Genomic DNA, 15,225 nt, shown 5'->3' with positions numbered 1-15,225 from the left:
CGTGGGATGTGCTTGTCGGGGAGATGGTCGTCGGGGGATCAGCGTGGCTGGGGGTGGGAGTCCCCTCAGCTCACAGGCACCACAGGATGCGGCTTCGACCGAGCTGGCCGATCTGGAAGCTCGTCAGGCTGGAGGTGGCCTGCACTGCGTGCGTGTGGGAGGTGCTGTGGTGTCCGGCCGGGGCGGGGGAGGCCTGGGCGGGGGTGGCGCCGAGGCAGAGGATCGCACTGGCGGCGGCGACGAGGACAAGGACTGACTTCTTGGGGGAGTTGGTCATGGCCAAGAATCTATGCCTGATTGCTTGTATTGTGCATCCAACCTGAGGCTGTGGTTGAGGTTTGCCCTACCCGCCGTCGGGAAGGTGTCAGGGCCGAGGCCGCACCAGCCCCGTGTCATAGGCCAGCACCACCATCTGGATCCGGTCACGCAGCTGCATCTTGGCCAGGATGTGGCCGATGTGGGTCTTCACCGTCGCCTCGGCCAGGAAGAGCTTCGCGGCGATCTCGGCATTGGTCAGCCCCCGCCCCACCTCCACCAGCACCTCGCGCTCCCGCTCGGTCAGCGGGGCAAGCTGCTCCTGCGCCCCGAGCTGCTCGCGCGGCCCCGACGGCAAGGAGGGCAGGAAGCGTTCCAGCAGCCGGCGGGTGGCCGTCGGCGCCACCACCGACTCGCCCCGGTGCACCGCCCGGATGGCGGCCAGCAGCTCGGCCGGCCCGGCGTCCTTGAGCAGGAAGCCCGAGGCGCCGGCCTTGAGCGCGGCGTAGACGTACTCGTCGAGGTCGAAGGTGGTCAGTACCAGCACCATCGGGGCGGGCTGGGCCGCAGGATCGTGGGCGCCTGCGTCGCGGGCCTCGATGATCCGGCGGGTGGCCTCCACCCCGTCCATGACGGGCATCCGCACGTCCATCAGCACCACGTCGGGGCCCAGCTGCGCCACCCGCTCGACGGCCTCGGCGCCGGTGCCCGCCTCGCCCACGACGCTCATGTCGGGCTGGGCGTCGAGCACCATGCGGAAACCGGCGCGCACCATCGCCTGGTCGTCGACGAGCAGCAGTCGGATCGGGGTCATCGGGTCTCCTCGGTGGTGGTCGGGGCTGAGCTGGTGGTGGCCGGGCTGGACGACGGTCCGGGGGCTGGGAGCAGCCCTGTGGACGAGGGGCCCCCTGTGGATGGTGGCGGGCCACTGCCCGTGACGGGCTCCTGTCGTGGCGTGGCATCGGGGCGCGGTTCGGCGGGCAGGTGGGCCAGCACCTCGAAGCCGCCGCCTCGTCGTGGGCCGGCAGTGAGCTGCCCTCCCCAGGCGGTCATCCGTTCCCGCATACCCACCAGGCCGTGGCCGCGGCCGTCGTCGACGGCCGGACCGGTGCCGGTGTCGCTGACCCGCACCAGGAGGCCGTCGTCGAGGTGGGTGAGCACCACCCGCACCGTCGCCCCCGGCCCGGCATGCTTCATCACATTGGTGAGCGACTCCTGCACCACCCGGTAGACGGCCATCTGGGCGCCCTCCCCGAGCGGGGCGTGCAGCTGGTCCGAACCCTCGACGACGAAGTTCGCGGGCACCCCGGCGACGCGCAGCTGCTCCACCAGGCTGCCCACCTGGTCGAGCGTGGCCGCCGGCGCCAGCTCCAGCTCGTCGCCCTCCTGGCGCAACACCCCCACCAGCCGCCGGGTCTCCCCGAGCGCCTCGCGGGCCGTCTGCCCGATCGTCTCGATGGCCCGCGAGACCTGCGCCAGCCGCGCCTCGGCATCGCCGATCTCGTCGTGGCTGGCCAGATAGCCCGCCCCGTCGGACTGGACGACGATCACGCTCAGCGAGTGGGCGACGATGTCGTGCATCTCGCGCGCCAGCCGATTGCGCTCCTCCTGCGCCACCAGGGCCATTCCCTGTGCCCGTTCGCGTTCCAGTGCCTCGGCGCGCTCCCGCCAGGACTGGTGGGTGAGGTCCTTCTGGCGGCCCCACTGGCCGGCGAACCAGCAGCTCAGCACGAAGGCCAGGCAGAAGGCGGCATTGGCGACGACCGGCACCAGGGCATCCGCCAGGCTCCCGTTCGGGTTGTAGACGGGGCCCCACCCCCAGTCGAGGCCCGCCAGCGCACAGCCCGCCAAGGCCAGCCACAGGCACAGCCGCGCCCATCGTGGCTCGGCATGGCGGGCGACCGCGTAGACCATGATCGGGGCGGTCATGTTGGCCGGCATGAAGTTGCCCATCGTGACCAGCTGCACCAGGTGCGCGGGGATGATGGCCAGCGCGGCTGCTGCCGGGAAGGTGCGCCGCCACAGCAGCGGCAGCGTGAAGGCCAGGCTCCACGCCACCCGCGCCGGATCGCCCATCCGCGGCGGCTGCCAGCCCAGGCTCGACAGGCCGCCGTAGGTGCTGAACCAGACGAAGAGCATCAGCAGCACGTCGCCGCGGCGCGGCCGCAGCAGGCGCTGCTGCCAGCTGCGGGACGGCTCGACCCCGGCCGCGACGGGCCGGGCCGCGACGGGGCGTGAGGGCATGGAACCACCCTAGGATCCGGCAGCGACGAGAACGTGCCCCCACGGAATGGCGCGCCTCTCATCCCACGGGTGGAGGCGGGTGGTTGGCAGACCACTCGCCGGGCCGACGCGCGATGAGGCCACCTGCGGGAAGTCTGGGTGCCATGAACCACCACGTCCTGGCCGCCACTGGCCTCACCAAGACCTACGGCCCCACCGTCGCCCTCGGCGGGGTCAGCATCGCCATCGGTGCCCGCGAGTCGGTGGCCGTCATGGGCCCGTCTGGATCGGGCAAGACCACCCTGTTGCACTGTCTGGCCGGCATCCTCACCCCCGACCGGGGCGAGGTGCTGCTGCAGGACGGCGATACGGTGCGCGTCGATGCACTCGGCGCCGAGCGGCGCTCCCGGTTACGACGCGAACGTTTCGGCTTCGTCTTCCAGCAGGGCTGCTGCTGCCCGAGCTCACCGCCCTGGAGAATGCCGCGCTGCCGCTGATGCTCGCCGGCCTGGCTCGGCGCGAGGCCGAGGCCCAGGCCGCCGGCTGGCTGGCGCAGCTCGGCCTGGCCGGCCTGGAGGACCGTAGGCTCGGCCAGCTGTCGGGCGGGCAGGTCCAGCGCGTCGCCATCGCCCGTAGCCAGGCGACCAATGCCGTGGTCACCTTCGCCGACGAGCCCACCGGAGCCCTCGATCAGCAGACCTCCAGCGAGGTGCTCGACGCGCTGCTGCAGGCCACCGTCGGGCGGGGCCGAACCCTGGTGATGGTCACCCACGACGAGCACGTCGCGGCCCGCTGCTCGCGCATCGTGCGGCTGCAGGACGGCCAGGTCATCAGCGACTCCGCGCCCAGCCTGCCCGCAGGGAGCCTGGCATGAGCGCCACAACGGAACTGGTGTGGCTGCTGGCCCGCCCGACGATGGCCGACCGCTCCAGCTGGGGCCTGCCGGTGACGGCGATGGCCGTCGCCAGCACCTTGGGCCTGTCCGTGGCGGGCGGGGTGCACCACTTCTGGTCGGTCCCCGGCGAGATGGCCGGCTTCTACCGCTTCATGTCCACCGTCGCGCTGGTGCTGCTGGTCGTGCCGCTGGCGACGCTGGCGGGGGCGGCGGCGCGGCTGTCGGCCCGGCGCCGCGACACCCGGCTCAGTTCGCTGCGGCTGCGGGGGGCCAGCGCGTCGACCCTGAGGCTGCTGACCCTGGCGGAGACCGGCGCCACCGCCCTGGCAGGGGCCCTGGTGGGAGTGCTCGGCCATGCGGCCCTGATGCCCCTGCTCGGACTGCTGCGCTTCGGTGGCGCCCCGATCGGCGCCGGGAACCTGTGGATCGGGGTGCTGCCGGTGCTCGGCGCCGTGCTCGCCATCGTCGTGCTGGCACTGCTCAGCTCGGTGGTCGGGCTGCGCAGGGTGGAGGTGACCCCGCTGGGGGTGCGCACCCGGCAGCAGGCACCGGTGGCCTCGCTCTGGCGGATCATCCTCGGCATGGCTGCGATCGTCGCCAGTTCCCTGCTGGCCAAGCTGCTGGGGGCCGCCGCCAGCGCCGCCGTCGCGGTGGCTTTCATGGTGGTGATGTTCGCCATGCCGCTGCTGGCGGTGAACCTGGCCGGGCCCTGGCTGGTCTCGACGGTCGCCAAGGCCGACCTGCGTCGTGCCCGCACACCGGTGCAGCTGCTCGCGGCCCGGCAGGTGCTGGAAGACTCCAAGCAGACCTGGCGCCAGGTGGGGGCGCTGGGGGCGACCACCTTCGTCGGGGTGCTGATGGGGGTGGGCATGGGGCTGGCCGCCACGCCCACCCAGCGGCCGGAGGACCTGGTGGTGATGCACGACATCCGCACCGGCGTGCTGCTCACCCTGGCCATCAGCTTCGTCACGGTGGCCTGCAGCGTCGGAATCAACCAGACCGCGGCGGTGCTGGACCGTCGCCAGCTCTTCGTCGGGCTCGACATGCTGGGCATGCCGGAGCAGATGATCGACGCCGCCCGCCGACGGGCCGTGCTGCGCCCGGTGCTGGCGGTGGTGCTGCTCTCGGGCGGGGCGGCGATGGCGCTGGTGCTGCCGCTGGGGCTGGTGGAGGCGGCCATGGAGCCGTCGGCCCCGGTCACTGTGCTGGCGGTGCTGGTGGCGGGCCTGGCCTCCGTACGGCTGGCGCTGCTGGCCAGTCGCGCCAGCCTGCGGCAGGTGCTGGCGCAGGGCCTGGTGCGCTCCGAGTGAGGCGCTGCTGGGGTGCCCCGACCATTCAGCAGTAGCCGTTCGGGTGATGCGGGGCGCCTTTGCTCGGCCCCTAGGATTTCCCCATGCAGAACGACAAGATCCTCGCGATCGTCCTCGCCGGTGGCAAGGGGAGCCGGATGGACGTGCTCACCGAGCGACGGGCCAAGCCCACCCTGCCCTTCGGCGGCATCTACTCCCTGCTCGACATCTGCCTGTCGAACCTGGTCAACAGCCACATCGACGACGTCTGGGTGGTGGTGCAGTACCAGGCCTCCAGCTTCGATCCCGTCCTGGCCCACGGCCGCCCCTGGGACCTCGACCGCAACCATGGTGGGCTACGGGTGATCCCTCCCCAGGAAGGGATCGGCGCCGACGAGGAGGGCATGGCCACCGGCAATGCCGACGCCCTGTTCCGCATCCACTCCCTGATCGAGCGGCACGACCCCGACCTGGTGCTGGTGCTCTCGGCCGACCACGTCTACACCCTCGACCACCGCGAGGTGGTGCGCGCCCACCGCGAGGCCGGGGCCGAGGCCACCGTCGTCACGGCCGGCATCGGCATCGGCGAGGCCAAGCACCACACCCTGGTCGACATCGACGACCAGGGCCGCGTCACCGCCGTCCACCACAAGCCCGACGAGCCGCACACCACCACCATCGCCTCCGAGGTCTTCCTCTACGACGCGAAGGTGCTGCTGGACACCCTCACCGAGCTGGAGCAGGAGCTGTCCGCCGAGGCCGCCGACGGCGACACCGGCCTGGGCGACTTCAGCCACCACCTGCTGCCGCGCCTGGTGGATCGGGGCAAGGTCATTGCCCACGGGCTGGACGGCTACTGGCGCGACCTGGGCCGTCCGTCGGCCTACTTCCGTGCCCACCAGGACCTGCTCAGCTGCGACGTCGACCTGCTGCACCAGCGCGACTGGCCCATCCGCACCGCCTCTCCCGCCCGCGCCGCCGCCCGCATCCACGAGGGCGCCGTCGTGGTGGACTCCATGCTGGGCAATGGTTCCGAGGTGCACGGACGCGTCGAGCGCTGCACCATCGGGCCCGACGTGGTCATCGAGGCCGGGGCCGTCGTGCACGACGCCGTGCTGATGCGCGGGGTCCACGTGAAGGCCGACGCACGCATCGGCTGGAGCATCGTCGACTCCGAGGTGGAGGTGGGTCGCGGTTGCAGCATCGGCTCGGACGAGACCCAGGACGAGGACTCGCGGCTCAAGCCGGAAGAGGTCACCCTGGTGGGGATGCAATCGGTGATCGGGGACGGCGCCGTCGTCGCGCACGGTTCGCGGATCTCGCCTGGGACCGAGGTGCCTGCCGCCGTCTGAGGCAGACCGTCGGGGGGCCCGGGTCTCTGTTTCCGGGTCCTCCAATGGTCACCTGACCAGCACTGACGTTCGTCTGGTGGTCATCCAGGGATCAGCTGCTCGTCGTCCATGGACGGGAGGCTTGGCGGGCCAACCGTCGCATCCCCCCACAGGAGAGAAGATGACCACTTCCAGCATCGGACGTCGCGGGGTCCTCGGCCTCGGCGCCGGGGTCACCGCTGCCGCAGCAGTCGGCAGCCACGCCCAGGCAGCCCCTGGCAAGGGCAAGGGCAAGGGCAAGGGCAGGAGCAAGGGGCCCAAGCATCGCCTGCGCTTCGACGCGGACGGTCGCTTCACCGTCCTGCAGTTCAACGACACCCAGGACGGCCACCTCACCGATCGCCGCACGATCGAGCTGATCACCCGGGCCATCAAGCAGGAGCGCCCGGACTTCGTCGTGCTCAACGGCGACATCATCAACGGCGATCCCGAGACCACCGAGCAGGTGCGGCAGGCCTACAACAACGTGATCGCCCCCATCGAGGCGGCCAAGGTGCCGTGGGCGCTCACCTTCGGCAACCACGACGAGGACTCGCTCAAGAAGAGCGGCATGACCGAGACCCGGATCATCAACTTCCTGCGCGGCTACGAGCACAACATGAACGAGCGCGACGACGCCACCAGCGGACACTCCAATGTGGTGCTGCCGGTCGGTGCCCGTCAGGGCCGGGGCACCGCAGCGGCCCTGTGGCTGCTCGACTCGGGACGCTACGAGCACGAGACCCTCAACGGCCAGGAGGTGGAGGAGTACACCTACGAGACCCTGCACTCCGACCAGGTGGCCTGGTACCGCGAGCGCAGCCTCGAACTGGAGAAGGCCAATGGCGGCCCGGTTCCCGGCCTGATGTGGATACACATCCCGGTCTGGGAGACCGGCTTCATGTGGTTCGGCTCGCCCACCGAGTGGACCGACGAGAGCCACGCCAAGGCGCTCAAAAAGCACCGCATCACCGACCCGCAGCGCAACGAGCGCGAGTACGTCAGCCAGTTCAACTCGGGCATCTACAACACGGTGCGCGAGCGGGGCGACGTGATGGGCATCTACTTCGGCCACGACCACGTCAACACCTACGAGGGCGACTACTTCGGGGTTCGGCTGGGCTATGGACCGGGCACCGGCTACGGCACCTACGGCCTCGAGGGTGCCGCCAAGCACGAGCTGCGCGGCTGCCGCGTCTTCATCCTTGACGAGCGCCGCCCCGGCGAGTTCCAGACGCGCAATGTCTACGCCAAGAACCTGGGCGTGGACGTCAAGGACGCGGGCGACCAGCCCATCGACGCGCCCGCCCCGCTGCCCTTCTGATCCTGCACCCCGGTGGGCGCCGCCCGGTGCCCACCGGGGACGGAGCACTCAGGCCAGGGCGTCCAGCAGCTCGCCGGCGCTGGGTGCGGTCATCACCTTCTGGCCGACGACCACGGTGGGGACGGTCTCGTTGCCGTCCTGCAGGGTGCGGACGAAGGCGGCTGCCTCCTGGTCCTCCCAGATGTTGACCAGGCTGATGCGCTCGTCGTCCGGGTCGATCCCGCCCAGCAGCTCGGCGCAGTAGGGGCAGCCCGGACGCCAGTAGACGATGGCATGGTCCTCGCCGCGACGGGCGATGGCTTCGGTGTGGGCGCTGTTCATGCTTCCATCCTGCCAAGGGACCGAAGCCTCGCGTGGCTGCACCTTTTGCGGGTCGATGCCCGGCTGCCGTAGGATGCTCCACAGTCCGCAAGGGCTGAAGCACGGGGCGTTGGCGCAGTTGGTAGCGCGATTGCTTTGCAAGCAATAGGTCACGGGTTCGAACCCCGTACGCTCCACCACCGCGAGGGGGCCCGGCATCTGCCGGGCCCCCTCGTCATTCAATGACCGGGCCACCACCAGGAGGAAGCCATGCAGAGACGACGCGGCGGATGCGCCCTGGTGACAATGGTCGTGCTGCTCCTGCTGCTGGTTGCGGGAGCCTTCGCGCTGGTGCGCGCCGAGGCCGCGGCCCGCGACGAGGTGGAGCGCCGGGTGGCCACGACCCTGGCCCCGAGGATCGGCACCACTCCGCAGGTGGAGGTGGGCGGCGCCTCCGCGCTGTGGCAGCTGGCCCGCGACGACTGGTCCAGCATCCACGTCATCGCCCCCGACGCGGTCATCCCGGTGCAGGGACGCAGCGTCCCGGCGAGCATCGACGCCACCGCCGCCGACGTCACCGGCCTGACCCGGGGCCGGACGGTCACCGTCGGCCGGGTGGACGGCAGTGGCCGGCTCGACTGGAAGCAGCTCAGCACCCTCGCGGATGCGCAGCTGGGCCCGGCCCCCGACGGCAAGGTGCTGGCCACGCGCGAGGTGGAGATTCCGCTGGCTGGCCGCACCGTTCCGGTGCGAGTGACCGCGGCCCCCAGCCTGCAGGACGGCCACACGGTGCGTCTGACCCGCGAGAAGGTCAGCGTCGAGGGCATCGACCTGCCCTCCGAACTGGTCGACCGGCTGGTGCCCGAGGTCTTGGGCGAGGTGGCGCTGCCCGAACTCCCCGAGCTGCGCTACACCGGCCTGACCAGCGCCGACGAGGGCATGACGCTCACCGCCGAGGGCACCGGCATCAGCGTCGAACAGCCCTGATCCAGGGCTGGGGCAGCGGCCTCAGTGGCCAAAGTCCGCGAACTCGTTGACCTGGCGGGTGAGCTCGGCGTCATGGCGCAGTGCCTGCCCGTCGAGCTCCAGCACCGGGACGACGCCCCGGGCCGAGCTGGCCAGCCACACACCCTGCGCATCCAGCAGCTTGGCCGGCCGCAGGAGGCGCTCCCGGGTGGTCCAGCCGGCCGTGGCAGCCTCGCGGAAGACCTGGGCCTGGGTGATCGAGGCCAGCACGCCGGTGCCCTGGATCGGGGTGGTGCTGAGCACGTCCTTGCGCAGCACCAGCAGCGAGGAGGTGGGCCCCTCCAGGCAGTAGCCGTCGGTGCTGGTGAACAGCACGTCGTCGGCGCCGCGCAGGCTGGCCTCCCGGCTGGCGGCCATGTTGGTGGCATAGCTGAGTGTCTTCACCCCGCCCAGCAGCCAGGGGGCGTCGCGGTGGGCGTCGCTGGCGGTGCCGCGGCACAGGGTGACCACGCGGATGCCCGAGCGGGCGGCCAGTGCGGCCTCGCTGAGGGCGGTGATGGTGAGCAGCAGCACGGGATTGCCCGGCGCGCTCTCGGGGCCGCGGGTGTGCACCAGCTTGAGCACGGCCTCGCCGGGGCGTCGCCAGCTGCTGACGGCCTCGGCCACCAGCTCGCGCCAGGCATTGGCGTCGGTGTGCTCGCCGGCCAGCGCGAACAGGGAGCGGTCGAGGCGGGCCAGGTGCTCGTCGAGATTGTCGACGCGGCTCTCGCCGTCGCTTCCGGTCACGACGCGGGTGGCGTCGAAGACCCCGTCGCCTCGGGTGAGGCCGAGGTCGTCGGCGGTGACGACGTCCTTGGTGGCGGCGATGACGCCCCGGCCGTGGACGGCGACGAGCTGGGCCGGACGGGTCTTCTTGCCAGAGGTCTTCATCCCCCAAGGTTAGGCCCACCGCCCACGCCTCGTCTCAGAGAGCTGACAGCGCGAACGCATACTCTGGTGCCCATGTGGTCGCAGCGCGAGGTGATGAGTCATGCGCTGCAGCGTCGTCGTGCCCTGGTGTCGCTGCAGCGGCCCGAGTGCGCCCTGGCCGAGAACGGCCCATGCGATGCCGACCCGATGCTGGTGCGGGCCGCACTGCACCATGGTGAGCCGAGCGAGGCAGACTGCCCGGTCTGCGGCGGTGACCGGCTCACGAACCTGAACTACACCTTCGGTGACCAGCTGGGGCAGTTCAGCGGACGGATCAAGTCCACCGAGGAGCTGATCGAGATGCAGGACCAGTTCGGCGAGTTCACCGTCCGCGTGGTCGAGGTCTGCCCGGACTGCTTCTGGAACCACCTGGTCACCACCTACAAGCTGGGCGACGGCCGCAAGCGCCGGGCGCCGCGCCACCAAGAGACTGTCGAGGACATCTATGGCTGACAAGACTCCCCAGGGCCCGAAGCCGTCGGGCCGGGCCAAGGCCTCCGCGGCCCGTACCGGCGTCAAGGGCGCGTCCGGCAGCTCGACATCCGGCAAGGGCTCCCACGCCAAGGGCCCCCGCACCAAGGGTGCGGCTGCGGCCGGGCGCCGCGGCTGGACGTGGAAGCGGGTCGGTTCGCTGGCCCTGTTCGGCCTCCTGCTGGCGGCGCTGCTGGCTGGACTGGCCGGCCTGGTCTTCTACAACCGCACGACGCTGCCCGACCCCAATGAGGAGTTCACCACCAACACGACCTTCCTGTACTACGGCGACGGGAAGACCAAGCTGGGCAGCTTCGCGGTGCAGAACCGCCAGAGCCTGCCCTATGACCAGATGAACCCAAGCATCAAGGACGCCGTGGTGGCGGCCGAGAACCGCGACTTCTGGAGCGACAGCGGCATCTCGCCCTCGGGCATCGTCCGCTCGGCGTGGACGATCGCGCGCGGCGGCGAGGTGCAGGGCGGTTCGACGATCACCCAGCAGTACATCAAGGTGCTCTACCTGAGCCAGGACCGCACCATGGCGCGCAAGCTGCGCGAGCTGGTGCTGGCGGCCAAGATGGGCCAGGAGATGCCCAAGGAGGAGATCCTTCAGGGCTACCTGAACACCGTCTACTACGGCCGCGGTGCCTACGGCATCCAGGCCGCCTCGCGCAGCTACTTCAACACCGACGCGAAGGACCTGACGGTGCCGCAGGCCGCGGTGCTGGCCAGCGTGCTGAACAACCCGTCGATCTACGACCCGTCGGCGGCCAAGGGCAACAGCGAGCGGCTGCTGAACCGCTACCGCTACGTGCTGGGCGGGATGCTCGAGGGGGGCAAGATCACCCAGGCGCAGCACGACCAGTGGGCCAAGAGCCTGCCGGACTTCCCCGACATCCCGCTGAACCAGCGCTGGGCAGGCACCAATGGCTACCTGCTCAAGATGGTGCAGGACGAGCTGGTCGCCAAGGGCATGTCGCAGGGCCAGATTGAGGGCGGGGGCCTGCACATCACCACCACCTTCGACAAGCGCCTGCAGGAGCGCGCCGTCGAGGTGGGCAACTACTACCGGCGCATCGTCGGCGACAACGGCCCCGGCGGCATCGGCGCGGTGCACCCGGCGATCGCCTCGGTGGAGGTGGGCACCGGCAAGGTGCTGGCCGTCTACGGCGGCGCCGACTACATCAAGAACACCCGCAACTGGGCCACCACCGACCGTCCGTCGGCCTCCACCTTCAAGGCCTATGCGACGGTGGCGGGCCTGCGCAACGGGATGAGCCTGCGCACGATCCTGCGCGGCAACACCTACACCCCCGAGGGCGAGTCGGTGCCGGTGCGCAATGAGCAGCGGCACCAGTACGGCCCGGTGAGCCTGCGCACCGCCCTGGCCAAGTCGATCAACACGGCCTTCGTGGACATGACCCATCGTATCGACAACGGTCCCGAGGAGGTCATCAAGGCGGCCAATGATGCCGGCCTGCCCAAGGGTGCCGGCTGGGAGCCCAATGGCCGCGTCTCGCTGGGCATGGCCGAGGTGAGCCCGGTGGAGAATGCCGGCGGCTATGCGACCTTCGCCAATGAGGGCATGCGGGTGGACAATCACGTGGTGGAGAAGGTGACCGATGCCAATGGCAAGGTCATCTACGAGGCCGACACCAAGGGCGAGCAGGCGATCGAGCCGGGCGTGGCCCGCGATGTCACCTCCGCCCTGCGCTCGGTGGTCAGCGAGGGCACCGGCGCGCGTGTGGCGGGGATGGGCTTCCAGGTGGCCGGCAAGACCGGCACCAATGGCATCACCCGCGACGGCGAGGACATCATCAACTCTGCCTGGTTCGTGGCCACCACCCCGCAGATCTCCACGTCGGTGATGTTCGTGGCCGGTGACGACGGCAATGGTTCGCTCGACGAGTACAAGCGTCCCGGCGACTTCGCCTTCTTCGGCGGCAGCTATCCGGCGATGGCCTGGCGCGACTTCATGAAGGTGGCGATGGAGGACCGCGAGTACAAGTCCTTCCCCGAGGGCGACAACGTGAACTATGGCCAGGAGCAGGGCCCGGTGCAGCAGCCGTCACCGGTGCGCACCACCCGGCCCGCCACCCAGCCGACCCAGGGTGGCGAGCGGCAGGGCGGTGCCAGCCAGGACGATGGCAGCCAGGACGGTGGCAGCCAGGACGGTGGCAGCCAGGACGGCCAGGGCGACGGTTCCAGTGCCGAGGGCACCGGGCAGCCGACGCAGGAGTCCACCGGCGGGCCGACGCAGCAGGAGACCCAGGCGCAGCAACCGGCCACGCAGCAGCCCGTGCAGACCCGCCCCGCCACCCAGCCGACGCAGCAGGTGACCCAGCAGGCCGGTGGCAATGGCAATGGCGGCGGGAATGCCGGCGGTGGCAATGGCAATGCTGGCGGTGGCAATGGCAATGCTGGCGGTGGCAATGGCAATGCTGGCGGTGCCAATGGCGGTGGCGGTGCCAATGGCGGTGGTGGCAACGGCAGGGGCAATGCCGAACAGGGTGGCACCGGTGACGGCACCAGCACCGGCCAGGGCTGACCTCACCCGCCGGCTCGGCGGGCCGATCGGCGCCCACGCCAGCCAGAGTGGCTTCTGGCGAAACCCCGCCCCGTGGACGATGGCGCTGGCCACACTGGGTTGGCTGGTCGCCCTGGGCCACCGCTCCCTGTGCGCCCAGAGCAGCCCGGACAATCCCGTCGACGGCTTCGTGCGGCTGTGCTATTCCGACATCCCGATCCTGTACCAGACCACTCCGCTGGGCACCGGTGGATGGCTCTACCGTGACCTCGTCTTCGACCCGCCGCCACTGACGGGCGCCTTCGTCGCGCTGGCGACGGCCCTGTCCCGACTGTTCGGCGCCACCGGCAGCTCCCCGCAGCAAATGGTGGACGGCACCCGCATCTTCACCACCGTCTCAGCGGCGATGCTCTTCGCCTGCCTGCTGGTGATGTGCGCCTGCCACCTGCTCCTGGGGCGTGACTCCGCCCGCAGCCTGGCCACCCGTCCGGGGCAGCGCACCCGCAGCTGGGATGCCGTGCTGGTGGCCGGCTGCCCGCTCGTGGTGACCAGCGGCATGGTCAGCTGGGACCTGTTCACCGCCAGCCTGGCCAGCTGCGCGCTGCTGGCCTGGGCACTGCGGCGCCAGCGGCTGGCCGGGCTGCTGGCCGGTCTGGCGATGGGCGCCGGCACGTGGCCGGTGCTGGTGGTGCTGGCCTGGCTGCTGTTGGCCGCCCGTGCCGGCCGGATGCGCGAGGCGCTGTCCACCGCCCGGGTGGCAGTGGCCGTCTGGGCGCTGGTCTGGCTGGCGGCGATGCCGGTGCAGTCCGACCTGCTGTCCACGCAGGTGCTGGCCTGGTGGCGCCGTGAGGCGGACCTCGGCTCGCTGTGGCTGCTGCTGGAGACCCTCGGTGTCCAGATCCCCGCCTTGTCGGTGCTGGTGCTGGCCCTGATGGCCGCCTGGGCGCTGTGGGTGGCCGACCTGGTGCGACGCGCGCCGCGACGGCCCCGGGTCGGGCAGGTGGCCCTGCTGCTGGTGGCCGGCTGGCTGCTGGTCGGCAAGGGCTACAGCCCGCAGCAGGTGCTCTGGCTGGTGCCGCTGGTGGCCCTGGCGAGGCCGCGGGTGGGGCAATGGGCGCTCTGGTGCGTGACCGAGTTCCTCTACTGGTGGGCGGTCTGGGCCCATCTGGGCGGGCAGTCGGCCCCGGCCGACGGCAGCCAGACGGATGTGGTCTACCTGGCCGCGCTGCTGCTGCGCATCGCCGGCCTGCTGTGGCTGGTGGGCTGCGTCGTCGGCCAGGTGCGACGGCCGTGGACCGACCCGGTGCGCGGTCCCTCGGTGGACGACCCGGCCGGGGGAGTGCTCGACCATGCCCCCGACCACGAGCCCGAGGCCGCTCAGCTGGTGGCCGACCCGGGCCCCTCCTGTGATGACCGTCCTAGGCTGGTGCTCGACGAGGACGGCGACGAGCTGGCCTGACCACCCCCGAGCGAAAGGCCCCGCGTGAGCAGCGTGCCCCCCGCCCACGCCCACACAGCATCCCTGGGCTGGTGGTGGGTGGTGCGCGCCTGGCTGGCCAGCCGCGGACTTTTGCTGGCCGTCGCCCTGCTGGTGATGATTCGCACCGGACGCACCGGGCACGAGCTGCTCAGCGCCTGGGACGTCGCCCACTTCGAGGCGATCGCCACCCATGGCTATGCCGATCCGCTGGACCGCGCCTTCTTCCCCGGGCTGCCGCTGCTGCTGCGCCTGGTCGATGCGCTCTCGATCCCGATGGGCCTGGCCGGTGTCGGCATCGGGGCCCTCGGGTCGGCGCTGGCCGCCTGGGCCCTGTACCGGCTCGGTGGTGCGGTGGCGGCCTGCTTGTGGCTCTTCGCCCCGACGACGGTCTTCACCTCTGTCGCCTACACCGAGGCCCCCTTCTGCGCCGCCGCCTTCTGGTCCTGGGAGCGCGCCATGCGGGGCCGCTGGGGGCAGGCCGCTCTGCTGGCGGGGGTGGCCTGCACCTTTCGCATCTCGGGGCTCTTCCTGATCGGCGGCCTGGGCCTGCTGGCGCTGACCCGGGTGAGGGATTCCTGGGGGCGGCGGGTCCGCAACGGCTTCCTGATCGCCTGCGCGGCGCTGGTGCTGTTGGCCCACGCCGCCTGGTTGCACCACCTGACAGGCTCCTGGACGGCCTGGTTCGAGGCGCAGCAGGCGGGCTGGAACCGGGGGTTCACGTCGCCGGTCGATGCGTTGAAGCACACGCTGGAGTCGGCCAGGCCGTCACGCTGGCCCGACCGGCCGATGGTGGCCTGGGTCTTCGCCCTCGAGGTGGTCTCGATGCTGGTCGGCACGGTGCTGACGGTGGTGCTGCTGGCGCGCCGGCGGTGGGCCGAGGCCGGCTGGGTGGGGGTGCAGGTCTTCGCCTTCGCCACCAGCTACTGGTTCATGAGCGTCAACCGTGCGGTGCTGCTGTGGTTCCCGCTGTGGCTGCTGGTGGCCGAGGCCGCCCGGCACGGCTGGGGGGTGCGACGCGAGGGCGCCGCGGTGTTGCCGGTGGGTGCGGCCAGCCGGGTGGCCGCGCGCTGCGGTGTGGTGCTCTTCGCCGGCGTGAGCGCGGCGGCGATGCTGTGGTGGGCCTGGCTCTTCTTCACCGGCGCCTGGGCGAGCTGAG

Annotated in this window: 13 protein-coding genes, 1 tRNA gene and 1 pseudogene; 10 read left to right on the top strand and 5 right to left on the bottom strand. The window is 71.2% G+C overall.

Annotated elements, in window-relative coordinates; genetic code table 11:
- Positions 1–70 precede the first annotated feature (70 nt).
- The 3 genes from ACYVKA_RS05340 to ACYVKA_RS05330 all read right to left on the bottom strand — a co-directional run bounded on the left by ACYVKA_RS05340 (position 71) and on the right by ACYVKA_RS05330 (position 2,499).
- Positions 71–277, bottom strand: coding sequence for a hypothetical protein (locus ACYVKA_RS05340; RefSeq protein WP_460703602.1), 207 nt, complete (start codon positions 275–277; stop codon positions 71–73).
- Positions 278–364: 87 nt separating this feature from the next.
- Positions 365–1,069 (bottom strand): response regulator, encoded by a 705-nt coding sequence (locus tag ACYVKA_RS05335; protein ID WP_460703600.1) that lies wholly within the window; start codon positions 1,067–1,069, stop codon positions 365–367.
- Positions 1,066–2,499 (bottom strand): sensor histidine kinase, encoded by a 1,434-nt coding sequence (locus ACYVKA_RS05330; RefSeq protein WP_460703598.1) that lies wholly within the window; start codon positions 2,497–2,499, stop codon positions 1,066–1,068. Before ACYVKA_RS05330 ends, ACYVKA_RS05335 begins: the two co-directional genes overlap by 4 nt.
- A gap of 113 nt (positions 2,500–2,612) precedes the next feature.
- On the opposite strand from ACYVKA_RS05330, the pseudogene ACYVKA_RS05325 reads away from it, so the two are divergent.
- From ACYVKA_RS05325 to ACYVKA_RS05310, 4 genes and pseudogenes are all read left to right on the top strand, one after another.
- Positions 2,613–3,352: pseudogene (locus ACYVKA_RS05325) on the top strand (ABC transporter ATP-binding protein).
- Positions 3,349–4,683, top strand: a complete 1,335-nt coding sequence (locus ACYVKA_RS05320; protein ID WP_460703596.1) for an ABC transporter permease — start codon at positions 3,349–3,351, stop codon at positions 4,681–4,683. The pseudogene ACYVKA_RS05325 and the gene ACYVKA_RS05320 overlap by 4 nt, the downstream one beginning before the upstream one ends.
- Positions 4,684–4,766: 83 nt before the next feature.
- A complete protein-coding gene (locus ACYVKA_RS05315) occupies positions 4,767–6,014 on the top strand; it encodes a glucose-1-phosphate adenylyltransferase family protein (RefSeq protein WP_460703594.1) in 1,248 nt (415 codons plus the stop codon).
- 160 nt (positions 6,015–6,174) lie between these two features.
- Positions 6,175–7,356: a metallophosphoesterase family protein gene (locus ACYVKA_RS05310; RefSeq protein ID WP_460703592.1), complete on the top strand. Its 1,182-nt coding sequence runs from the start codon at positions 6,175–6,177 to the stop codon at positions 7,354–7,356.
- 48 nt (positions 7,357–7,404) lie between these two features.
- Here the strand turns inward: ACYVKA_RS05310 and ACYVKA_RS05305 are convergent, their stop codons facing one another.
- Entirely contained in the window at positions 7,405–7,677 is a 273-nt protein-coding gene (locus ACYVKA_RS05305; protein ID WP_460703590.1) for a glutaredoxin domain-containing protein, read from the bottom strand.
- 103 nt (positions 7,678–7,780) lie between these two features.
- Here ACYVKA_RS05305 and ACYVKA_RS05300 point away from each other — a divergent pair.
- Together ACYVKA_RS05300 and ACYVKA_RS05295 are read left to right on the top strand one after the other, a co-directional pair.
- A tRNA-Ala gene (locus ACYVKA_RS05300) sits at positions 7,781–7,856 on the top strand.
- Positions 7,857–7,926: 70 nt separating this feature from the next.
- The gene (locus tag ACYVKA_RS05295; RefSeq protein ID WP_460703588.1) at positions 7,927–8,643 is read left to right on the top strand and encodes an LmeA family phospholipid-binding protein; all 717 of its coding nucleotides are present in this window, start codon (positions 7,927–7,929) and stop codon (positions 8,641–8,643) included.
- Between the two features lie 21 nt (positions 8,644–8,664).
- Here the strand turns inward: ACYVKA_RS05295 and ACYVKA_RS05290 are convergent, their stop codons facing one another.
- Positions 8,665–9,552: an aminodeoxychorismate lyase gene (locus tag ACYVKA_RS05290; protein ID WP_460703586.1), complete on the bottom strand. Its 888-nt coding sequence runs from the start codon at positions 9,550–9,552 to the stop codon at positions 8,665–8,667.
- 72 nt (positions 9,553–9,624) lie between these two features.
- On the opposite strand from ACYVKA_RS05290, the gene ACYVKA_RS05285 reads away from it, so the two are divergent.
- From ACYVKA_RS05285 to ACYVKA_RS05270, 4 genes are all read left to right on the top strand, one after another.
- Entirely contained in the window at positions 9,625–10,044 is a 420-nt protein-coding gene (locus ACYVKA_RS05285; RefSeq protein WP_460703584.1) for a DUF5318 family protein, read from the top strand.
- Positions 10,037–12,610, top strand: a complete 2,574-nt coding sequence (locus tag ACYVKA_RS05280) for a transglycosylase domain-containing protein (protein WP_460703582.1) — start codon at positions 10,037–10,039, stop codon at positions 12,608–12,610. The genes ACYVKA_RS05285 and ACYVKA_RS05280 overlap by 8 nt, the downstream gene beginning before the upstream one ends.
- Positions 12,582–14,048: a hypothetical protein gene (locus ACYVKA_RS05275; protein ID WP_460703580.1), complete on the top strand. Its 1,467-nt coding sequence runs from the start codon at positions 12,582–12,584 to the stop codon at positions 14,046–14,048. The genes ACYVKA_RS05280 and ACYVKA_RS05275 overlap by 29 nt, the downstream gene beginning before the upstream one ends.
- A 135-nt stretch (positions 14,049–14,183) precedes the next feature.
- Entirely contained in the window at positions 14,184–15,224 is a 1,041-nt protein-coding gene (locus tag ACYVKA_RS05270; protein WP_460703737.1) for a hypothetical protein, read from the top strand.
- Position 15,225: the final 1 nt, after the last annotated feature.

The sequence above is a fragment of the Luteococcus sediminum genome, assembly GCF_054783495.1.
This window is presented reverse-complemented; position numbering and strand designations above follow the sequence as displayed.